Source organism: Verrucomicrobiota bacterium, assembly GCA_027622555.1.
Taxonomy (GTDB): Bacteria; Verrucomicrobiota; Verrucomicrobiia; order Opitutales; family UBA2995; genus UBA2995.
Window position 1 is genome coordinate 1 of record JAQBYJ010000098.1, and the last position, 19,887, is coordinate 19,887.

Here is a 19,887-nt window from a genome sequence, read left to right on the forward strand (position 1 = left end):
CCCAGCATGATCTAGGTATCCCATTCCAAATGCTCGTCAATCACCGTGCCAAATAAAAATACCGTGCCGGAACGGGGAGGCAGGATCGGTATGACGTTGTCGCTGAGCAGATCAAACATAGGGTCAAAACCAGACGGCAGCTTAAAGTCGGGCCGAATTCCCGTGAGAGTGACATTCACGCCTTTCAAACCAACCGGAGGCCCTGGGTCAGCCGGATTCAGTCCTTCGATGATAAAAGTCACTTCCTGCCCGATCGGCATCAAGCGGGCATTGGCGGTATGGGTGGTGTTCAGCAGACGCCTTCCGATTGTCATACTCTCCCAGAAAGGCCGGGCCATTTCGTTGTCACCTTCAGTGCTGTTGAAGCGAAAGTCATACCAGCCCGTTGGCAACCCGTTAAATTCCACCATTCCTTCATCGTCGGTAACGTTAACCCCACTTTCCGCATGGGTGACTGCGTTTTCCGATTCAAATCGCCGAATCCGAACCGGCACTCCGGAAAGCTCCAAAGAGCTCTTGGTATCCACCACCTGTCCGTAAATGGTAATCAGCCTTTGTCCAGGCACCAGAGGAACCAATGCAAAGTCTTCCATCATCAAGTCGTTATCAGCTAAAACCTTTTCTTTCGTTTCAGGCGTATATCCTGGATGAGATGCGGTTACCTGAAAAGTCCCGGCAGGAAGGCTTAAAACGTCGTAAAAACCAAACGGATCGGTGCGTATTTGGATTTCGTCATCCTGGACCGAAGCATTAGGATCCAAGCTTACCAACGCTCCAGACAAGCTGGCTCCGGTTGCAGCGTCTGTTACGCGGCCTCTCAATTCAGCTCCAGAAATACTTAAGTGTGCATTAAGTAACACGAACAAAACCAAAACCACTAAGCGAAAAGCAGAAGGGTAATTTTTCATCATGGGTGGGGTAAATATTGAAACCCGTAGGCTGTCTAAAAACGATAGATATTTAACCTATCACCGAGAGTAAATAAATGGAACCTAAAATTTTTAATCAACAGGTTCGATGAAGATTAAACCTTTGTCGGTTTTAAAAACCAGGACAGATCCTCGGACACAGACGAGTTTCACGAAATAATGAAACCTGAATTCCGATTATTAAAAACGGACTAAGCCTGTCGCAATAAGTCGGTAAGCTTGGGGTGCCTGAGTTCCATGTTTCAATATACGTCTAAAGGAGTCTAGGGTAAAACCGGTTGAGCTTTATCAAAAAGCTACGAAATGGGGAATTTACCTAGCAGCTTTCAAAAGCTAAAGCTCTCACTTCCCCTGTTTCTTTCCCCAACTGTCTCTTAATCCAACCGTGCGATTGAATACGATATTTTTGTTTGTCGAATCAGGATCGATAGTGAAATAGCCTTTACGCTCGAATTGAATCGGATCACCGAGCTTTGCATTGGCAAGCTCGGGCTCTCCATAGGCGGTGATAATTTTCAGAGAATCGGGATTTAAGTTTTTAATAAAATCTCCCCCCGCTTCTGGATCTTCTTCACTGAATAGTTGATCGTAAAGTCGCACTTCAAAGGGAACATTTTCGGTAGCACTTACAAAGTGAATGGTTCCTTTTACTTTACGACCGTCAGCGGTGTTTGCCCCTCTGGATTCAGGATCAAACTCTGCAAGAATTTCAACAATGTTTCCTGCATTGTCTTTGATGACTTCCTTGGCAGTGATATAACAGGCATAGCGCAAGCGTACTTCAGAACCTGGTGCCAGCCGGAAATACTTTTTCGGCGCTTCTTCCATGAAATCTTCCCCTTCGATATAGATCTCACGAGTCAAAGGAACTTTGCGCGTTCCGAATGATTCGTCACCTGGATGGTTCGGTCCTTCATACCATTCAACTTCTCCTTCCGGGAAATTCGTGATGGTTACTTTTAGGGGATCCAACACTGCCATGCGCCTCATCGCTTTAACTTCCAGATCCTGCCTCAAACAAAAGTCCAAAAGGGAAATATCAATCAACTGAGGTTGTTTAGTAACTCCAGCTCGCTTGGCGAATTCGTGAATCGATGCAGAAGTGTAACCCCGTCGTCTCAGGCCACTGAGAGTTGGCATCCGAGGATCATCCCATCCGGAAACATGATTGTCTTCAACCAAACGAAGTAACTTCCGCTTACTCATAACGGTATACGTTAAATTCAGGCGTGAGAATTCTATTTGTCTTGGTTTGCTGGGTACGGGTAGGTTTTCCAAAAACCAATTATAAAGAGGACGGTGGTTTTCAAACTCCAGCGAACACAGGCTATGAGTAATTCCCTCGATGGCATCACCCTGCCCATGAGCAAAGTCGTACATGGGGTAGATACACCAATCATCACCAGTCCGGTAATGATTGTAGTGAAGGATTCTGTACAGAGCAGGATCGCGCATGGTAAGATTCGGATGCGCCATATCGATCTTAGCCCGGAGAACTTTCGCTCCATCAGGAAAATCGCCGGCTTTCATTTTAAGGAATAGCTCAAGGTTCTCTTCCACACTACGATCGCGGTGAGGGCTATTGTTACCGGGCTCAGTGAGTGAACCGCGATACTCCTTCATTTCTTCAAGTGTCAGATCATCGACATAGGCTTTGCCTTCGTTTATGAGATGGACGGCCCAATCATAAAGCTGCTGATAATAGTCGGAGGCAAAAAAGAGGTTCTCCCCCCACTCTACTCCCAACCACTCGAGGTCCTTCTTTATCGCTTCCACATAAGACATATCCTCCTTGCTTGGATTGGTATCGTCGAAGCGTAAGTGAAATCTACCTTCGTAATCCTGCGCGATGGAATAATTGGTCAGAATAGCCTTTGAATGACCGATATGCAGGTACCCGTTAGGCTCCGGAGGAAAGCGTGTGACTATCTTCTCGTGTTTGCCGGCAGCTAGTTCCTCGTCGATGATATCGCGGATAAAATTCGTAGTAATTGCTTCTTCTTCGCTCATAAAAGCCTGGGATAGTGGGACTTTATCTCCACAGGTCAACAACCAGAAGGCCCACAACTGAAGCGAAACTTTTTGTTAAATTGGGGTTTAACAAGGACAGCTGTTTACTCAGGCATATTGACACTCACACTCGTAACCATGAAACTTATTTCAGTGAAATCGCACCTATTTTCGAATCTACTGCTAGCTTTGTTAACATCCATAGCGATGCTCACGGTAGGATGCGAATCCACCTCGACCATTCAGACGGTCAAGAAAGACAATGAAAACTTTGCCGAAAGGAACACTTTTGCGTTTGTGGGCGAAGAACGATCCCGAATCGTTCCTGGAGTGAATCCCGCAGAACTTTTGTGGACTCAGGAAATAGTTGAAATCGAACTCGCCCGTCGCGGTTTCCAACAAAGTCCGTTGGAAGAAGCAGACATGCTAGTCTCAATCGAAACCGAAATTACTGGTGGAAGAGAAAAAGGTGGGTTCTCCATTGGTCTCGGTACCGGTAGCTACAGTCGGAGAGGAGGAAGCAGTGTCGGTGTGAGCACAGGACCCATTGGAGCAGCTTACATAGAACAAAGCACCTTAACCATTCGTGTAATTGATCCATTGAGCATCGAACTCCTTTGGGTCGGCTGGATTGATAAACTCGAGAATAACAAATTCTCAGAGGACGAGTTTAAGCTGAAGATTCGCGAAATAATGCGTCAATTCCCAGTAGAATAAGCTGGGAGCATCACAAAATCTGTTTCAGCAATGTTTGAAATATTGAGGTAAATCAGGCTGAATACCTTGAAGGAAACCGATCCATCCGACCAAGCACACGGTCCTTACCCATCATTGCGAGCATCGGGATAAGATCAGGCCCACCGGCCACACCCGAAACGGCAAAACGAGTGATGGGAAACCAGGCAAACGGTTTTTCCTGACCCTGTGAAACTGCCAAACCTAAGAAAGCTTGGTCGAGCGACTCAGCATTCCAATCTACCACCTCGGACAAAGCCTGCTTCACTTCTGCAAGACGGTCCAAAGGTTCCCCCTTCTTAAAAATTCGCTCACCAGCCGTTTCATCAAACCCAAACGCGTCATCAAAAAAGTAGGCGACGAATTCTGGAAGTTCCACCAGAGAGCGCGTCTTTTCCTGACTCAACTTTAACACGGCGAACGTATATTCGGAATCACTCACATCCACTCCGGCTTTTTGCAGCACAGGCAACGCCAATTCAATAAAGCGCTCCGAGGAAAGCCGACGAATTTGCTCAGTATTTATGTGAGCTAATTTCTTTTCATCAAAACGTGCATTACCTTTTTGAATTCCAGAAAGTTCAAAACGCTCAATTAGCTCTTCCAAGCTGAAGAGCTCTTGATCGTCCTTGGCGTTCCACCCCAAGAGTGCCAGAAAGTTTACCAATCCATGAGGAAGAAAGTGGTTTTTTTCATAGTCTTCAACGTGCACACCGTCGCCTCGTTTACTCATTTTCCCAGGTCCTGTACTACTCAAGATCATTGGGATATGAGCAAATTTTGGCAGAGGAGCACCCAATGCCTGAAAGAGTTCGCAGTGTTTGGTGGTGTTGGAAAGGTGATCTTCTCCACGAATAATGTGAGTGATACCCATAGTAATATCGTCGACGACATTCACCAGGTGAAACACCGGCTCACCATTTGAGCGGACAATAACAAAATCCCGTTCTTCAGCACGAACGACCTGGCCGCGGACCGCATCTTCGATAATCTGAGGTTTGGCGCGAACCTTTTCCAGGTTCTCCTTCTTATACTCGTCGTACTCGGTGTATCGTTCGCCTTCCAATTTAAAAAAGACAGCGCTGTCCTTCTCATAGGCACGCCCGACATCAAAAAGCTTTTCTATATATTCGTTGTAAATAGCCCCTCGCTGACTTTGGAAATAAGGACCATAATCGCCGCCTACTTCGGGACCTTCATCCCAATCAAGACCGAGCCACCGCATCCCCTTAAGCAAAACATCCAGTGCTTCCGGAGTATTACGTTCCCGATCAGTATCTTCTACCCGAAGAATAAAAGTGCCATCGGTGTGCCTGGCATATAACCAATTAAATAAGGCTGTTCGTGCTGAACCTAAATGAAAACTACCGGTTGGACTGGGCGCAAAGCGAACGCGGACCTGAGACATAAAATTATGGTTTTGAACTTGGAATAAAAAAGCTACTTCCTCTCAGACAGACCTTTAAAGTCAACGGTTATCTATTGATGGCAATCAAAGGTCTGACCATTCAGTTCCATACTTTAAATTATGTCATACATAGGAGAAACCCTCGATGTAAGCGCAACCCTGCAACGACTCAATCGAGCTGCTCACTACCAGGATTTTTCAACCGAACCCCTGGTAGAACAAGCTGGCACCATCATACCTATTTTCAGGCGTAAATCAGCCAGGCCGGGTTCTCTTCGAGTCTACATCTCCACAGGCATGCATGGCGACGAACCCGCAGGACCCTTAGCTATCCTTGACCTGCTCGAAACGGAAAAATTTAGCCAGGACATTGATTGGACACTGTTCCCAATGCTCAATCCAGCTGGCCTCAGACTCAATCAAAGAGAAAATCATCAAGGAATAGATCTAAACCGTGATTACAAAACCAGGGAAACCAAAGAAGTTCAGGCCCATACAGACTACATTGAATCGTCCGAACCCTGGGATCTTGCGTTGTCCGTCCACGAAGACTGGGAGTCCGAGGGATTTTATCTGTACGATTTACCCACCGAGTTAACAACAGGTTGGTCACGAACCGTTATTGAAAACGTTGGCAGGGTTTGCCCAATAGACTTTGGTAATGAAATCGACGAAATGAAAGCACAGGGCGGTGTAATCAGCCCGGACCTCGACTCAGTTGTTGATGATCCGAAGCTGGCAGGTCATTGGCCGGAACCCATATATTTGCACATGACCCGAAAAATTCGAGGCACCTTCACTTTTGAAGCCCCTTCCTGTTATGATTTGCCGACAAGAATTGGCGCATTGAATACAGCTATTCTATCAAGCATAGACCTGCTTAGAAGTCAGTGAAATGGACCCTTGAAGTTTTTTTATTCAAAAAACAAGTGAAGAAAGCAACAAATGGAGGGTTTGGTGCGTTATATATTAATAGAGAAATTTTCCAGTTCCTCTTTGAACGTTCTACCCCGTATTCGACTCTATACTTTTACCTACTCTCAAATCCGAATGAAGTTCCTTTCAACAGTAACCTTCCTCAGCGCCCTATTATTCTGGGCAGGTTGCTCGACTATGCCCAAAGATCAGACCTTCAGTGATCCTTCTCCAGCTCCACTAATTGTCACTCAAATTCCAAAGGGAAAAAAGAACCTGGTATTCCCAAGGGCCATTGCAGGCATTCCTTTTAAAGACATGGAAGTATATGAAGCTGATCACCCAGGGTACGGCGTGGGTTATTTGTATGAAAATGAGTTTACTAAACTGGATATATCGATCTTCGATGGTGGGCTTGCAAGCATAGGGGACGGGATTCTTTCTGACGGTGTTCACCTTCAATACGAAGAGGCTAAAGAACAAATCGCAGCCATCGAAAAAAAGGGTTACTACAAAATAGTCCGAGTCGATACGGATGATTGGATCCAGGTCGGCGACCGGCCATTCCTTTATTTTAGTTATACCTTCGACAATGGTTACGAAGAAAAATCATCCTACCTTATGCTTACAGCTTACGACGGCAATTTCCTAAAGATTCGACTGACAACAGATCTGGCACCACACCACATTGTGCTCGATGCATTTATATCAGAGTTTGAAGAATTGATATCCTCAGAGACTACGTCCTAAAGAAAACCCAGCAGGCATAATAATCGATCCTCACCGTTTTTTTTACCGCGATGCGCTTTTATAAAAGGCATTAGCTCTCACCATCCCACTTGAACCACAGCGTAGAAAGACCAGGTAAGGTGAGTTCAACGGAATCTGGTAAATCATCGAAAGGGAGCGACTGGGAGTGAACTTCTCCTAAATTGCCAACGCCAGACCCGCCATACTCCCAAGCGTTAGTGTTGAGGATTTCTTTCCATTTCCCCGCATGCGGAAAACCTATCCGGTAAGAAGATCTTGTAACCGGAGTGAAGTGGCAAATCACAACAATGGTATCAGCTTTATTGTGGCCAAATCGTGCAAATGAAAGCACTCCGCTTTCAGCATCGCTGCAATTGATCCAGCGGAATGCCTCAGAATGGTTGTCTTTTTCAAACAGGGCTTTATTTTCCAGGTAAAGTCGATTGGCGTCTTTGACCAAGAGACGAATACCTTCGTGGTCGTCGTATTGGCAGAGGTGCCAATCGAGGCTGCCATCATAGCGCCATTCGGAAGATTGACCAAATTCTGTACCCATAAACAGACATTTCTTGCCAGGATAGCCCCACATATAACCGTACAAAGAACGCAGCGTTTGCGATTTTTCCGAAATGGATTCACCGGACATCTTGGTTATCATGGAGCCTTTTCCATGCACGACTTCATCATGAGAAAACACGGAGACAAAATTCTCAGAAAATTGATAAAGCATACCAAAGGTAAGATTATCGTGATGCCATTTTCGGAAAAGAGCGTCCTTACCAAAGTAGAGTAAGGTGTCGTGCATCCAACCCATATTCCATTTGAAGTCGAAACCGAGCCCTCCATTCTCAGGTGCTTTGGTCACTCCGCCAAATGAGGTAGATTCTTCGGCAATCATCATTGCACCAGGGAATTCGCGGTGCACCACGGAGTTTACTTTCCTCAAAAAGTGAATGGCTTCAATATTCTCGCGACCACCGTATTGATTTGGAACCCATTCGCCTTCTTCCCGTGAATAATCGAGGTAGAGCATAGAAGCGACTGCATCTACCCGTAACCCGTCGATGTGATAGCGTTCGAACCAGAGCAAAGCGCTTCCCATAAGAAACTGAACTACTTCATTGCGTCCGTAGTTAAAGATGAGCGTACCCCAATCTTTGTGGTGTCCCTGGCGCGGATCCGCATGTTCGTACAGGTGAGAACCATCAAATTCGGCAAGTGCAAAAGCGTCTTTGGGAAAGTGGGCAGGCACCCAATCCATGATCACCCCAATACCTTTTTGATGAAGCACATCCACTAATTCCCGAAACTCGTCGGGTGGACCGTAACGATGAGTGGGGGCAAAAAAACCGGTAACCTGGTATCCCCATGACCCCATAAAAGGATGTTCAGCCAGTGGCATAAATTCGACATGGGTAAACCCCATTTCCTTAACGTAATCGCCAAGTTGCATGCCCAGTTCTATGTAACTCAAGGGTCGACCTCCGTCTTCAATCACTTTTTTCCAAGAATCGATGTGGACTTCGTAAATCGAAATGGGCTGAACTTCCGCCTTCTCAGCTTTGGCACGCCTTTCTATCCACTTGGCATCCTTCCACTCATATTTATCCAAATTATAAAGAATCGTGCAATTGTGCGGAGGAGGCTCGAAATATACTCCGTATGGATCGGTTTTAAGAAGCAGGTGCTCTTTTTGAGTAACAATCTCGTATTTGTATTTGGTTCCTGCTTCGCGGCCAGGGATAAAAATCTCCCAGATACCAGAGGAGCCCATACTACGCATGGCATGGTATCGACCATCCCAGTGATTAAAGTCTCCTACGACCGAAACCCGTCGTGCATTCGGTGCCCACACTGAAAAACTGGCTCCTTTGACATTATTGATCTCACGCAAATGCCCCCCCATCTTGTCGTGAATTTTCAGATCATTACCTTCCGAGAACAGGTAGAGGTCCTGATCCCCTAAGGTTGGTAAGAACGAATAAGGATCGTAAAATTGCCGAACTTCGCCACTCGCATAGGTGACACGAACCCTGTATTTAAAGGTTTTCTTTAAACGTGGGATGAATCCTTCGAAGAATCCGGACGCGTCCAATTGTTTAAGAACGAAGCGTTGTTCGGGGTTTTTCTCCAGATGCACGATTTCGCAAGACACGGCATTCTGGACAAAAGCCCTGGCTACCAGCCCGGATTTACCTTCGAATTCACAAGGATGCAGTCCAAGGAATGTGTGCGGATGACTATTTCTGCCTGAGAGTAATGAGTTTAATTCCTTTTCCGATATGATCACGCGAATTGCCTGGTTGTGAGATTCTTTGATAAAGCGCCACCACAAAATGATATTATGGGGACCTGTCCATTCAAATAAGGACACAAATTGGCTCATACACAAGATAGTAGACGAAACCAGAGTACTAATCTGAGATCGGAAACAACAATTCAGCTTTCGCGGAAATATGTCTTGAGCCGTAACCACCCAATCCTAAATGTCTGCCCCGTGCGTAAAAAATCGTATTTCGCCCTGACCTGCTGCCTTTTAATGAATCCTCTTCTGTCGCTCTTTGCACAGGAATTTCAATTGGTGTCGGATCAACCCATTGAATTCGATAGTGTGAATAAAAAAATGATCGCTACCGGAGAAGCGGCGCTGACGTACGGTGACCTCATGTTGATGGCCAATCGCATCGTTTACGACCAGGTAACCGGCACTGCCGATGCCGAGGGCAATATCCGAATCAGTCAGGAAGGTTATCGCTTTCTCGCAGAGCGCTTAAAGTTAAATGTCCAGACACAAGAAGTCGAAGCCTTCAACGTGCGCTTCGGCTCACCTCCGATTTATGCGGAGGCTGATACAGCGACAGGAAGTAACAAACGGATTGAGCTGCACAACGCCAGAGTCTACTACCGGGAACCCGATAAATTTACTCCAAGGATGACCATTGAAACGTTCGTGGTTGAGGATGGTGAAATCGTGAATAGTGAAAAAGTGCTGTTCGAGGTTCTCGGGTTGCCCATCTGGTATTTGCCTAGTTTAAAAATCCCAACCGATATTGCACCATTTCGAGTAAACACCAAATTAGGAACTCGTGGCAATTTAGGCGTGTATGCCCAGGCCCAGATTTTGTTTCCTCTCAATGAAACCTGGTTTGCTGGAGGCAACTTGGATATCTATTCAAAACGCGGAATATTATTCGGACCCTCCTTTCGTTTTCTTGAAGAAACTGAAACCGGATCGACTGACTGGTTTTTATCTTCCGGATGGATTCATGACAACGGCGAAAGAGGCTTGGACATATTCGGAGAATCAGTTCCCAAGGACCGCTATTTCGCAGACGGATTTATTAAAAAAGACTGGAATGAGAAAAACCGTATCCAAGGTGTTTACAGCATCGCCAGTGATCCAGAACTGATAAGAGACTTTCACTACGATGAATTCTATGACAACCAACAACCGGATAATTTCCTTGAGTACCGATTCCAGGAACAAGACTGGGCCATAAGCGCTTTTGTTCGTGCCGATCCCAATAACTTTTACTCCAGCAACCATCTTCCATTTTCAAACAGCGCAACGGATCGTGCCTTTGTTTTCGAAGAAAAATTGCCGGAAGTCCGCTTTGATCTTCACCCGGTACACCTTGGGGGTGGTTTCTATAATGAACTATCCTTAAGTGCGGCCCAAGTAGGTCATACCTTTTATATGCCGGATAACCGCGTCGGCGAAAACTATACCAGTCTCGATGGATTTTATCGTATTCAGAAAACGTTACCTCTTGGCGAGAGTGCCAGCTTAAATCTATTTGGCGGCGTAAGAGCAATCGAACTCAAGGATGTTCCTACCGCAGTTACAAGGACTGCAAACGGAGATATATTCCGATTCGCCTACCCAGAGTTTAGCCCGGCTATGTATGCATCTTTGCCTCTTGAACTGGTTAAGGTTGAGGAAGAAAATTTTTCACAAGCCATCACCGATATTGGATTCAATCTTGAAGGAAATTATTATCGATCCTGGGACACCCAGAACAGCACCTGGAAAATTGATGGCCTAAAACATGCAGTAAAACCCTACGTCCAAGTTCGCCACAATGGAACCGATAAGGACAATGGTCCCGGATCAGGAAGCGGCTACCTATATGCCCAGGACACGAACCTCCCAAACTGGGATCTGGCCACCCGCCGAGATGGTGTTTTTGCACAGGAACAAACCCTGGCTCGTGTGGGCGTTAAAAACGAACTATTCACCCGACGGAAAGATTATGGCTCGCGTCAGCTCGTCAGCTGGAACCTTGCTGCAGACTATTTTTTTGACGGACCTTTCGAAGACGATGTCAGTTTTGTCTATTCAGAAATATCTGCCTCTCCTGCCCATTGGCTGGAGGTTGGGATGTTCCAGCGTTTCTCAACCGAGCACCTCAAACTCTGGGAATGGAACTCACGCATCCGCGTGCGCGACGGAGATATTTGGTATGCGGAATACCGTAACTCTCTGGCAAAACTGAACCAAGGGTTTGGTTATTTAGGTTCACCGTTATTTCCTAAATCCGGAGATCCATTTCCACTGTTAGACGTGGATCAGCATTCGCTGGAATTTGGTGCGCGGATAAATAACAATTTCAGGGGCCGCGTCCTGGTTCGTTACGACGTAGTTTTGAACAAGTTCGCCGAGCAACACTACTCCATCTATCAAAAATTTGGCCGCTCCGTGGAACTCGAATATCGTTTGACCTTGCGCGAAAATGCAATCCGTGAGGACGACTGGGCCTTCCGTATAGGCATGGAACTTGTTTCTTTCTAATCAATTTTATTTCATGGAAGACGCCCTACTTAAAGACCTAACGCACCCTATCAAACTGGAAGTGTTTGAAGGTCCACTAGACCTCCTGCTATTTCTGATTCGTAAACAAGAAATCGATATCTACGACATCCCCGTAGAGAAAGTTACCCGACAGTACCTGGCTGTTATTTACGAGATGGAGAAACTCAATCTCGAATTGGCGGGTGAGTTTTTTGTAATGGCGGCTTCACTGATGGAGATTAAGAGCAGAATGCTCCTGCCAAAAAGCGAACAGGTGGTGGCAGCTGCGGACGAGGAAGAAGACAATGATCCGCGCTGGGAGCTGGTTCATCAATTACTTGAGTATAAGAAGTTCAAAGAAGCAGCTGGTGATCTCGGTTTCTTAATTCAACATCAGCAGAATCTTGTTCCACGGGAAGTCACGGGCCGTCAAAGCGATCTAGGTCCACGTCCACTTAAAAAATCCGACAAGATGCAACTTTGGGGCGCATTCAATCAGGTTCTTCGCCGCCTGTCTGATCGGCTGGTCGTCGGTGAAATTCATGATGAAAACTACACTATTGCCGATCGGATGGAATTCATTTTAACTATCACGTCCACTAGCGGTCGACATGCATTGACGGAGTTATTCAAGGGGAAAACCACCTTGACCTTTGTCGTATACACATTTCTGGCATGCCTTGAACTCACACGCCTTCGAAAAGTAAGCGTTTGGCAGGATGAATCATTTTCGGAAATTTATTTCGAAGGAATTACAGAAATTGAGCTTGAAACCGAAGAGGACACTCTGTTCGTATCAGAAACTAATGGACGGTAATAGAAAACCAAAGGCAGCCATGCTCTTCGGCGTAGGTCTTGATAATCAAGACGGACACAAGCGAATTACATCTGCTGATAAATTTGCTATCGTAGGTGGCTCGAAGGAAACTCATGAGAAGATGACGGAGACGGTCATAAAGACTTTCGAAGACATGGATCGCAAAGGTAAGTCTTTGGAATCGATTGAGCCAATCGAACTTAGAGAAATTCTCGATAAAAACACCCCTCAATAAAGAAACTTTTCATGGAATCACCATCAGGCCATCGAAAAGAACCGCGAGTGCCCGGACCCAATGTCGAGCGTCGCATACCTCCTCCGTCAACCGGAAGGGCTGCCATTCCTAGAGATGGTTCGAGACATGGGGTTTCCGTTCCCGTTTATCCAAAGCTTCCGGATAGACCGATTTCCATGCACGTGACAACCAATAATAGGACCTCTTTGGGTGCTTTGTTTTTTGATGCCAGTCTGGCGCTGGTTTCAGTTGCCTTTTGTATATTATATTATTCAGAGTTGTAATTATGTCCGAAAAAATAACTGCCTTATCTACCGATTCATTTAACGAAGCGATCGCCGCAGCCCCCAATGCCCTGGTCGATTTCTGGGCACCGTGGTGCGGCCCTTGCAGAACCATGGGAGCCATCCTTGAAGAGCTCGCGGATGAAGTTGACGATTCAACCAAGATTTTTAAAGTCGATGTTGACGAGAACGGTCCTCTCGCGGGCCAATTTGGCGTTCGGTCAATTCCAACCTTACTCATCTTCAAAAACGGCGAGTTAGCCGAAACCATGGTGGGTATTACTCAAAAGGACGAGTTGAAGGCCAAACTGGCTTAAGAAGACAATCAATCCATTTTTGAAAGCGACTCTTTCGGGAGTCGCTTTTTTTTATAGAAGCAAGCCGATACAAAGAGTTGCGGAAAAGAGCACCAGGAGAAGAGCTGTTTTGGCGAGCAAGGAATTAAATACGTCCCCGGAACAAGCCTTCCCCAATCTAATCCAGAGATAACCCATCAAGGGTATGGTGAGCATGGGTAACTGCACCCAAGAGTTGTTCATACGGAACGCCATCCACACAATTGCGATAAGAGACCACAACATAAAGAAGTGATATTCCACTATGCTAAAAGTTCTTCCAAACCGGGTAGCCAGAGTTCTCTTATTTACCAACTTATCGGTATCGATGTCTCTTAGATTATTGATCACCAACAAATTGGTACTTAATCCGCCAATCGCGGTTGCTGCTAAAAATGACGACATTGAAAAATAACCCGTTTGCACAAAAAACGTGCAACAAACTGCAATGATTCCAAAAAATATCATTACAAACAAATCTCCGAGACCTATGTAAGCCAATGGGTACGGGCCGGCGGTATAAGCATACCCACAAAGAACACTGGTCACCCCTACCGCCAACAACCACCAACCTCCAAACGGAATCAGTCCCAACCCAATGCAAAATGCGAACGCGAATGTCAGGCCAGTAACTCGCTTCATGGTTTCGGGTTTTATGAGGCCAGCGGCAACGGCACGCGTTGGTCCAACCCGATCCGCAGTATCAGCCCCTTTTTTGAAGTCAAAATAGTCGTTGGCAAAGTTGGTCGCTATTTGAATCAAAAGTGCAAACAGGAAACAAATGAGCGCAGGCACCAAACGAAATCCACCGGCATCATAAGCCAACGCTGTTCCAACCAGAACCGGAGCCATAGCGGCGGGCAATGTCTTGGGTCGCGCCGCAAGTATCCAAGGTTTCAAAACCATATTATCGGGAGTTAGTGGGTTGAATATTTTCTGAGTCCAATTGGCGAATCCAATCATGGATTTCTGATCGACGGAACTTGTATGAACCTTCGATTAAAGCGGGATACCATTCCTTTAAAAATTTGAGCGCATCAGTCGATCGACCATTGGCGATAAGCAAGCGAGTATAGTTTACACCTGCTGCATAGGAAAAGTCAGGTAAGTTAATGGCAGTTTCCAAAAACTGAAGCGCCTTCTCAGAATCAGCACAAGCCTGCTCGGCTAAGAAACTCCCCGAGAGATACCAGGTAGAGTCGTTTTCAAAATAGGATTTTGATCTGGTAAAAAACAGTAGGGCCTTCTCACCCAACTGTTTTCGCAATGCTGTCATTTCTGCCGCATCCGTCATGGCCAAACCTTCGATATCCCACACAGGAAAATCATAGGCAATCGTTTGGGCCGCCAGGCGCCAATAGCTTAGGTTTCCAGGATCAAGTGCCGTCGCAAATCCATAGTTATCAACAACACGTTCTTTATCCTTTTTCACCCAGGATTCATAACCCTTAACCCAATACCAGTCGCTGATCAGGCGCTGCGAATGATTGGAATTATCTGACGGCAATATTCTCGACGCCAAATGATTTACTCCAAAAAGAGCGATTAGCAGAAGAACACTGTGGGTTAACATTTTCACAGTGATCGTCGATTAAAGCGTTGGGTGGCAAAAGAGATGAAAAGTATACTGTACAAAAGAGCTACCAGGATAGCCTTTAAAACGTACATCGAATTCTGAATTCCAGAGTACCAGATCAGGTCAAAAAATCCCACCGGTTGAAACCTGGGTATCATCCAATGAAGCGTTTGAAACAAAATTTCCAGAAAGCCCTGAGCTGAAGTAATCAAGTTGCCCGAACCGGATATAAGGATTCCGGTCATCCAAATAAAGAGGCTTATGATGGCATTGAATAAAAATGATTCAGAAAGACTGGCGATAAACAGGGTCAATGAACTGAGCACAAAAAGATGAAGCATTTGGAAAAGAAAAATTTGAACCCAAGCTAAAGAACCGGGGCCAATTATATCACCGCCTGAATTACGAACTTCCCCCACGTTATGATTGACCAGAATCATCAACAACAGGTCTGCCGCTAAAACCAAAGTGACTACCGCAAGCCATCCTCCAATAGCTTTACCTATTAAGTATTCCCAACGCGAAACTGATCGAACCAGATAATGGTAAACCGTCCCACTTCTCAACTCATCATCCAGTTGGTAGCATAAAAGGATCACGACTAAACAGCCGGACACCAGAAGGATTGCTCCCAACCCAAAATCAAAAAGCAGTTTGGGTGCAGATTCTCCCAACGGTAGACTAGTTAGCAATCGCCCTCCCAAAACAAAAATCATCAGCCCAAGCAGACACAATTGAAACCAACGGTTGTGCAGCACGATTTCTTTGAGTATCTCAAACGTCAGCAGACGAATGCGAACAATTGAACTAAACATTGGCAGTCATTTCTTCCTTAAGATGTTTCAAGAGCCATCCTTGCAATCCATCCTTGAATTCTGGAGCTCCACAAAAGATGGGCTTACCCTCGTGCAGGATTAGCACCTTTTCACAAAGTGTTTCTAAACCTTCTGTAAAATGCGTAGAAATTAGTAATGTTTTTCCAACGGATTTCAGCTCTTGAATTTGACAGACAACATTTTCTCTAGCCAGCGGATCTAATCCATCCAGGGGTTCGTCAAAAAGAAGAACTTCAGGATCATGCACGAGAGCCTGGGCTAAAGCCAATCGCTGGAGAGCTCCTTTCGACAGCTTGCGAATAGGCAATTCTTTTTGGTCATCTAACTGACAACGATTCAGACAACTATTAACCTGATTTTCTACCTTCTCATTCGAAAAGCCGCTCAAACGTGCAAGTTGTTGAAGAAATTTTCCTGGGGTTAGAAACCCGGGAAAGCTCGGTCGCTCAGGCAAATAGCCAATGAGATTCTTTCGAACGGCTTCGGCGGGACTGAGTCCTGCTATTTCGATTTCTCCTTTCGTATCAACCAACAAACCACAAAGGACCTTGAGTAGCGTACTCTTTCCCGAACCATTACTACCCAACACACCTACGACTTGGCCCGGTTGCACCTCCAGGGAGATGCCATCAAGTGCGGTTAAACGGTTTTTCTTCCAACCATCAGAAAAAACCACCTTCAGATCTTTAATGTGAATCAATGAGCCCATCCACGGATTATCGTATCGTGAATCCTTTAAATTGAGGCTCCCTGGCATCTTCGGTCTGACTGGCCCCTCGAATGAAACCGGCCATTTCCTCACCCAAAGCCTTGATAAATGCTGAGCACTCGTCGCGATCCCCTTCCAATTCTAATTGGACGCGCCCATCGACCAGGTTTTTAACGTAGCCCGCCACTTCAAAGCCTTTGGCTAAGTTATAGGTAGAAAACCGGAAGCCAACGCCCTGAACCCGACCTTCAAAAAAAACAGTGAAATGATTTACCATATCTCCCATAAGTATAGTTATTAGGATCAAAGGCTTAGAAAACCAGTTTAATTAATCCATTCCAGCAGAGCTTTTAATATCCGAATCAAATGATAAATTAAACTTGCCTAAGGCATTAATTTGCCAAGGGTGTTTTGTCATAAGACCTGCACCTGTTTACCACAGGTTAATTATATGAAAAATTTCGATTACGATCAATTTTCAGAAGGTGACTGGGAGGAAAAAGGCGAGCTAGCCTGGAACGAGTTCGATTGGGAATTATTCCTCCAAAGACAGGATAATGAAGGTCAACGATTCATTCGGACATACAACAGTTTACCAGAGCACGCCAATCGTATTGACGAAGTCGCCCGTATCATGGGCTGGGACTCGACCGATTGGTCAATGAATGATATGAATTTCGATGAGGACATCGAGGATAGCAACTGGCTCGCCGACGCTATCAACGATGAAGAAGATAGTAATGACATGGATCCATATACCCTTCACCGGCATCCGCTGCATATCGCGGTCCAGGGTTTATTTAATTCTATTCTTCACCTTTGGGAATCTTTGCTTAATGAACAAACAAACGAAATATCCCCCAAGTATTGCTTCGATTTAGTTCAATCGATCAATCAAGGGAAGCTAGAGTCACTCCTGGCACTACAATCACTAGACTTGGCAGATTATGCCCTTACTGTAAGTGAACTGAAAAGAGCACTTAAATCGTTGAACCAGAGTTTAAGTATTCTGGATTTAATTCATTCCGCAAAAAATCCAAAACTCTATGCCTTCAAGAAGGAATCGATCGGTCGTTTGTTCGATATCCGTGAAATCTGGCTTAGAGTTATGAATGACTGCAGAGAAGAACTTGATCGTCGGATTAAAGACGACGACGAGTAGCCTTCAAAACGTCAAAAACCCATTAACTCATCCATGGGCTGGTTATCTATCCGCACATCTCATCTTCTTGACTCTGCTTCCCGCGGGGATCTTCGAAAACAAATCCGAAATGCCGCAAAGGGCGATGTCCAAGCATTCCAAACGGTATCCGATCATTATCTGAATTTTGTAACTGAGTACCTCGTTGTATCCGGGTACCATGAGCAGGATCGAATCCGTAAGTATACACGTAAGGTCTTCCACAATCTTTGGCTCGGGATCGCTTACATGCGACGCGTCTCAGATATCGAAAGACAACTCTACATCTATTTAAAACAGATCCCAATAAATGTAGCACCTTTCCAGGATTTTCTGATTCAGCGACTAACTTCACTTAATGCGCTCCAACGCTTTCTAGTGGTTGGACGAGATCTTGAATCCTGGAACTCCAAGAATCTGACACTTGCAACACGGATTCCAAAATACGAATTGAAGAACCCGATTTACGACGCCTGGAAGGTTTTGGCCGCTTTTAAGGCTAATGATATAAACTTTGCCACCAACGCGTGCATGGAAAGTGTTATCGAAAATATGGATTGTCCTTCGCCACAGTCGGACCAACGACGACTTAGTAAAAAAATAAAGGAGAACCCCATCGCCTCAGCTTTCAAAGCCGAATGCCTTAGCTTGCGCTGTGAATTAGTCGAACTTCGTCAAAACGCCCGCTGGGACGATGGCTTAAAATCAGAATTCTTTACCGAGCTCACAGAGGATATTGCGGTAATCAAACCTCTAAAACCTGTACTAAGTGAACGGCTAATAAACCAGTTTTCATTTCAGCAGGTGCCTCACTGATTCCAGAAAAGATTTAACTGATTTCTATATCGTAATACTCGAGGGCCCATTCGCGCATGTAGCGCACTTGATTCGGCACAATTTTGTAGACGATTAAATTAGGATTATCCCGCTTACCCAAATAGGAGCGTAACAAAGGATTGCTGTCCCAGATTTCCTGAAGTACCGAATCATCTGTCAGCACTTCGGTAACGCCGGTAATCCGCACCTGATTGTGATTACTATCCAGGTAGCATAACTCAACCTTGGGATTTTTTTCAAGTTCACCTGTTTTGTGATACTGCTTCAGGTTGGCCACATAGACGGTAAACCCATCCACACGAACCGGAGATATGGGTCTCAAGCGAGCTTGGTCTCCGTCCATAGAGGCCAAACAGGGAAATTTGGCCGATTGCATGGTAGCTTGAGCCAACTGCGCTAATTTTTCAGGGTCAATAGGTTCCGGAATCGGTTTTGCCATAGGGATAATCGTTAGCTTAAATCTGAGAAACTTTAAACCAAGAAACACACAGACAGTTCAAATAATGCCAAACGCCTCATTATATTTTATCGGAAAACAATTCGCCTTCATTTGCACAATTCCTAGTAACTAACCATCAAGATGAGACTTCTCTGGATATTCCTCAGTCTGGCACTTCTATTTACCATCCCATTCCTGATTTGGGGAGAAGCTATGGGTGCTACATTTTCGACAGAAGGAGCAATAAATTGGTTAAGCAAATTTGAAAAATGGGCCTGGGCCGCAGGCGTTGCACTACTCCTACTTGATTTCGTTCTTCCTATTCCCGGAACTGCAGTGATGTCAGCTCTTGGCTATGTCTACGGTGCAATCCTCGGGGGATTGATTTCCGCAATGGGTTCCATTTTGGCCGGACTCGTCGCCTATGCTATTTGCCGTCTACTGGGTCCCAAGGCTGCCAAAAAATTACTAGGCGAAACAGACTACTATAAAGGTATCAAACTGTTCGCAAACACCGGTGGATGGATCGTGGTCCTCTCCCGTTGGATGCCGTTGCTACCTGAAGTTGTTGCCTGCATGGCTGGCCTCACCCGAATGCCAATTGGTAAATTCGTTCTCGCCCTTGCCTGCGGCTCTATCCCACTCGGATTTGTCTTCGCCTACATTGGGTCAACCGGAATGGAATACCCAATTCTGGCAATTGCTTTAAGCGCTGCGATCCCACCGATTCTTTGGATTATCACCCGCCGTCTGATAAAAAGGTAGCAGCTTCGACAGCCAGGATATTTTTATTAAAAGTATCCGCTGATTCAGGTAGGGCGTTTCGCCGTAAACAGCCGATTCCAGGACAGCTCGCTCGGCGATCGAGCCCTACCAATTTCAGGAAAATTGCAGTTGACCTACTGAGGATTCCTGACTTTTTTCCTTCACTTACTTTGGGGGCCATAGCTCAGTTGGAAGAGCGCTTGCATGGCATGCAAGAGGTCGTCGGTTCGATCCCGTCTGGCTCCACCAGCCTTCGCTTGAAGCGCAGCGCCGCGTTTTTTAGTTTTTGTCCTAAAATCGAGTTCAATTACACTACATACAATTGGCCTGTATTT

The 19,887-nt window shown here is 45.6% G+C and carries 21 protein-coding genes and 1 tRNA gene; 12 read left to right on the forward strand and 10 right to left on the reverse strand.

Going from position 1 to position 19,887, the window contains the following annotated elements:
- Positions 1 to 11 precede the first annotated feature (11 nt).
- Together O3C43_19665 and O3C43_19670 are read right to left on the reverse strand one after the other, a co-directional pair.
- Positions 12 to 911 carry a carboxypeptidase-like regulatory domain-containing protein gene (locus O3C43_19665; GenBank protein ID MDA1068710.1) on the reverse strand — a complete coding sequence of 300 codons (900 nt, stop codon included), beginning with the start codon at positions 909 to 911 and terminating at the stop codon, positions 12 to 14.
- A gap of 360 nt (positions 912 to 1,271) precedes the next feature.
- Positions 1,272 to 2,939 carry a glutamine--tRNA ligase/YqeY domain fusion protein gene (locus O3C43_19670; protein ID MDA1068711.1) on the reverse strand — a complete coding sequence of 556 codons (1,668 nt, stop codon included), beginning with the start codon at positions 2,937 to 2,939 and terminating at the stop codon, positions 1,272 to 1,274.
- Between the two features lie 138 nt (positions 2,940 to 3,077).
- Here O3C43_19670 and O3C43_19675 point away from each other — a divergent pair, with 138 nt between their 5' ends.
- Positions 3,078 to 3,656 carry a DUF4136 domain-containing protein gene (locus O3C43_19675; protein ID MDA1068712.1) on the forward strand — a complete coding sequence of 193 codons (579 nt, stop codon included), beginning with the start codon at positions 3,078 to 3,080 and terminating at the stop codon, positions 3,654 to 3,656.
- Positions 3,657 to 3,708: 52 nt separating this feature from the next.
- Here the strand turns inward: O3C43_19675 and O3C43_19680 are convergent, their stop codons facing one another.
- Positions 3,709 to 5,082: a glutamate--tRNA ligase family protein gene (locus tag O3C43_19680; protein MDA1068713.1), complete on the reverse strand. Its 1,374-nt coding sequence runs from the start codon at positions 5,080 to 5,082 to the stop codon at positions 3,709 to 3,711.
- A gap of 120 nt (positions 5,083 to 5,202) precedes the next feature.
- Here O3C43_19680 and O3C43_19685 point away from each other — a divergent pair, with 120 nt between their 5' ends.
- Entirely contained in the window at positions 5,203 to 5,976 is a 774-nt protein-coding gene (locus O3C43_19685; GenBank protein ID MDA1068714.1) for a M14 family metallocarboxypeptidase, read from the forward strand.
- A gap of 156 nt (positions 5,977 to 6,132) precedes the next feature.
- Positions 6,133 to 6,747 carry a hypothetical protein gene (locus O3C43_19690; GenBank protein MDA1068715.1) on the forward strand — a complete coding sequence of 205 codons (615 nt, stop codon included), beginning with the start codon at positions 6,133 to 6,135 and terminating at the stop codon, positions 6,745 to 6,747.
- A gap of 70 nt (positions 6,748 to 6,817) precedes the next feature.
- Here O3C43_19690 and glgB read toward each other — a convergent pair whose 3' ends face one another.
- The gene (glgB, locus tag O3C43_19695) at positions 6,818 to 9,133 is read right to left on the reverse strand and encodes a 1,4-alpha-glucan branching protein GlgB (protein MDA1068716.1); all 2,316 of its coding nucleotides are present in this window, start codon (positions 9,131 to 9,133) and stop codon (positions 6,818 to 6,820) included.
- Positions 9,134 to 9,286: 153 nt separating this feature from the next.
- Between glgB and O3C43_19700 the strand changes: the two genes are divergently transcribed.
- The 5 genes from O3C43_19700 to trxA are packed head-to-tail and all read left to right on the forward strand — an operon-like array spanning position 9,287 to position 13,192.
- Entirely contained in the window at positions 9,287 to 11,539 is a 2,253-nt protein-coding gene (locus tag O3C43_19700; GenBank protein ID MDA1068717.1) for a hypothetical protein, read from the forward strand.
- A 13-nt stretch (positions 11,540 to 11,552) separates the two neighbouring features.
- Positions 11,553 to 12,356, forward strand: a complete 804-nt coding sequence (locus tag O3C43_19705; protein MDA1068718.1) for a segregation/condensation protein A — start codon at positions 11,553 to 11,555, stop codon at positions 12,354 to 12,356.
- Entirely contained in the window at positions 12,346 to 12,591 is a 246-nt protein-coding gene (locus tag O3C43_19710) for a hypothetical protein (GenBank protein ID MDA1068719.1), read from the forward strand. The genes O3C43_19705 and O3C43_19710 overlap by 11 nt, the downstream gene beginning before the upstream one ends.
- Positions 12,592 to 12,602: 11 nt before the next feature.
- A complete protein-coding gene (locus tag O3C43_19715; protein MDA1068720.1) occupies positions 12,603 to 12,875 on the forward strand; it encodes a hypothetical protein in 273 nt (90 codons plus the stop codon).
- A gap of 2 nt (positions 12,876 to 12,877) precedes the next feature.
- The gene (gene trxA / locus O3C43_19720) at positions 12,878 to 13,192 is read left to right on the forward strand and encodes a thioredoxin (GenBank protein MDA1068721.1); all 315 of its coding nucleotides are present in this window, start codon (positions 12,878 to 12,880) and stop codon (positions 13,190 to 13,192) included.
- 51 nt (positions 13,193 to 13,243) lie between these two features.
- Here trxA and O3C43_19725 read toward each other — a convergent pair whose 3' ends face one another.
- The 5 genes from O3C43_19725 to O3C43_19745 are packed head-to-tail and all read right to left on the reverse strand — an operon-like array spanning position 13,244 to position 16,617.
- On the reverse strand, positions 13,244 to 14,116 hold the full coding sequence (locus tag O3C43_19725; protein ID MDA1068722.1) for a 1,4-dihydroxy-2-naphthoate polyprenyltransferase: 873 nt from the start codon (positions 14,114 to 14,116) through the stop codon (positions 13,244 to 13,246).
- 1 nt (position 14,117) lies between these two features.
- Positions 14,118 to 14,783 (reverse strand): hypothetical protein, encoded by a 666-nt coding sequence (locus O3C43_19730; protein ID MDA1068723.1) that lies wholly within the window; start codon positions 14,781 to 14,783, stop codon positions 14,118 to 14,120.
- A 2-nt stretch (positions 14,784 to 14,785) separates the two neighbouring features.
- Entirely contained in the window at positions 14,786 to 15,601 is an 816-nt protein-coding gene (locus tag O3C43_19735; protein MDA1068724.1) for an ABC transporter permease subunit, read from the reverse strand.
- Positions 15,594 to 16,331: an ABC transporter ATP-binding protein gene (locus tag O3C43_19740; GenBank protein ID MDA1068725.1), complete on the reverse strand. Its 738-nt coding sequence runs from the start codon at positions 16,329 to 16,331 to the stop codon at positions 15,594 to 15,596. The genes O3C43_19735 and O3C43_19740 overlap by 8 nt, the downstream gene beginning before the upstream one ends.
- Before the next feature lie 7 nt (positions 16,332 to 16,338).
- Complete coding sequence (locus O3C43_19745; GenBank protein MDA1068726.1) at positions 16,339 to 16,617, reverse strand: acylphosphatase; 279 nt, start codon at positions 16,615 to 16,617, stop codon at positions 16,339 to 16,341.
- 165 nt (positions 16,618 to 16,782) lie between these two features.
- Between O3C43_19745 and O3C43_19750 the strand changes: the two genes are divergently transcribed.
- Complete coding sequence (locus O3C43_19750; protein MDA1068727.1) at positions 16,783 to 17,493, forward strand: hypothetical protein; 711 nt, start codon at positions 16,783 to 16,785, stop codon at positions 17,491 to 17,493.
- Between the two features lie 33 nt (positions 17,494 to 17,526).
- Positions 17,527 to 18,327, forward strand: a complete 801-nt coding sequence (locus O3C43_19755; protein MDA1068728.1) for a hypothetical protein — start codon at positions 17,527 to 17,529, stop codon at positions 18,325 to 18,327.
- 13 nt (positions 18,328 to 18,340) lie between these two features.
- On the opposite strand, the gene O3C43_19760 is transcribed toward O3C43_19755, so the two are convergent.
- Positions 18,341 to 18,787: a pyridoxamine 5'-phosphate oxidase family protein gene (locus O3C43_19760; GenBank protein MDA1068729.1), complete on the reverse strand. Its 447-nt coding sequence runs from the start codon at positions 18,785 to 18,787 to the stop codon at positions 18,341 to 18,343.
- A gap of 141 nt (positions 18,788 to 18,928) precedes the next feature.
- Here O3C43_19760 and O3C43_19765 point away from each other — a divergent pair, with 141 nt between their 5' ends.
- A complete protein-coding gene (locus tag O3C43_19765) occupies positions 18,929 to 19,552 on the forward strand; it encodes a VTT domain-containing protein (protein MDA1068730.1) in 624 nt (207 codons plus the stop codon).
- A 173-nt stretch (positions 19,553 to 19,725) separates the two neighbouring features.
- Positions 19,726 to 19,801, forward strand: a tRNA-Ala gene (locus O3C43_19770).
- The last annotated feature ends 86 nt before the right edge of the window (positions 19,802 to 19,887 follow it).

Bases quoted from the DNA above. Each gene is read 5' to 3' on its own strand.
- O3C43_19665 (MDA1068710.1), bottom strand. From the start codon at position 911: ATGATGAAAAATTACCCTTCTGCTTTTCGCTTAGTGGTTTTGGTTTTG.
- O3C43_19670 (MDA1068711.1), bottom strand. From the start codon at position 2,939: ATGAGCGAAGAAGAAGCAATTACTACGAATTTTATCCGCGATATCATC.
- O3C43_19675 (MDA1068712.1), top strand. From the start codon at position 3,078: ATGAAACTTATTTCAGTGAAATCGCACCTATTTTCGAATCTACTGCTA.
- O3C43_19680 (MDA1068713.1), bottom strand. From the start codon at position 5,082: ATGTCTCAGGTCCGCGTTCGCTTTGCGCCCAGTCCAACCGGTAGTTTT.
- O3C43_19685 (MDA1068714.1), top strand. From the start codon at position 5,203: ATGTCATACATAGGAGAAACCCTCGATGTAAGCGCAACCCTGCAACGA.
- O3C43_19690 (MDA1068715.1), top strand. From the start codon at position 6,133: ATGAAGTTCCTTTCAACAGTAACCTTCCTCAGCGCCCTATTATTCTGG.
- glgB (MDA1068716.1), bottom strand. From the start codon at position 9,133: ATGAGCCAATTTGTGTCCTTATTTGAATGGACAGGTCCCCATAATATC.
- O3C43_19700 (MDA1068717.1), top strand. From the start codon at position 9,287: ATGAATCCTCTTCTGTCGCTCTTTGCACAGGAATTTCAATTGGTGTCG.
- O3C43_19705 (MDA1068718.1), top strand. From the start codon at position 11,553: ATGGAAGACGCCCTACTTAAAGACCTAACGCACCCTATCAAACTGGAA.
- O3C43_19710 (MDA1068719.1), top strand. From the start codon at position 12,346: ATGGACGGTAATAGAAAACCAAAGGCAGCCATGCTCTTCGGCGTAGGT.
- O3C43_19715 (MDA1068720.1), top strand. From the start codon at position 12,603: ATGGAATCACCATCAGGCCATCGAAAAGAACCGCGAGTGCCCGGACCC.
- trxA (MDA1068721.1), top strand. From the start codon at position 12,878: ATGTCCGAAAAAATAACTGCCTTATCTACCGATTCATTTAACGAAGCG.
- O3C43_19725 (MDA1068722.1), bottom strand. From the start codon at position 14,116: ATGGTTTTGAAACCTTGGATACTTGCGGCGCGACCCAAGACATTGCCC.
- O3C43_19730 (MDA1068723.1), bottom strand. From the start codon at position 14,783: ATGTTAACCCACAGTGTTCTTCTGCTAATCGCTCTTTTTGGAGTAAAT.
- O3C43_19735 (MDA1068724.1), bottom strand. From the start codon at position 15,601: ATGTTTAGTTCAATTGTTCGCATTCGTCTGCTGACGTTTGAGATACTC.
- O3C43_19740 (MDA1068725.1), bottom strand. From the start codon at position 16,331: ATGGGCTCATTGATTCACATTAAAGATCTGAAGGTGGTTTTTTCTGAT.
- O3C43_19745 (MDA1068726.1), bottom strand. From the start codon at position 16,617: ATGGGAGATATGGTAAATCATTTCACTGTTTTTTTTGAAGGTCGGGTT.
- O3C43_19750 (MDA1068727.1), top strand. From the start codon at position 16,783: ATGAAAAATTTCGATTACGATCAATTTTCAGAAGGTGACTGGGAGGAA.
- O3C43_19755 (MDA1068728.1), top strand. From the start codon at position 17,527: ATGGGCTGGTTATCTATCCGCACATCTCATCTTCTTGACTCTGCTTCC.
- O3C43_19760 (MDA1068729.1), bottom strand. From the start codon at position 18,787: ATGGCAAAACCGATTCCGGAACCTATTGACCCTGAAAAATTAGCGCAG.
- O3C43_19765 (MDA1068730.1), top strand. From the start codon at position 18,929: ATGAGACTTCTCTGGATATTCCTCAGTCTGGCACTTCTATTTACCATC.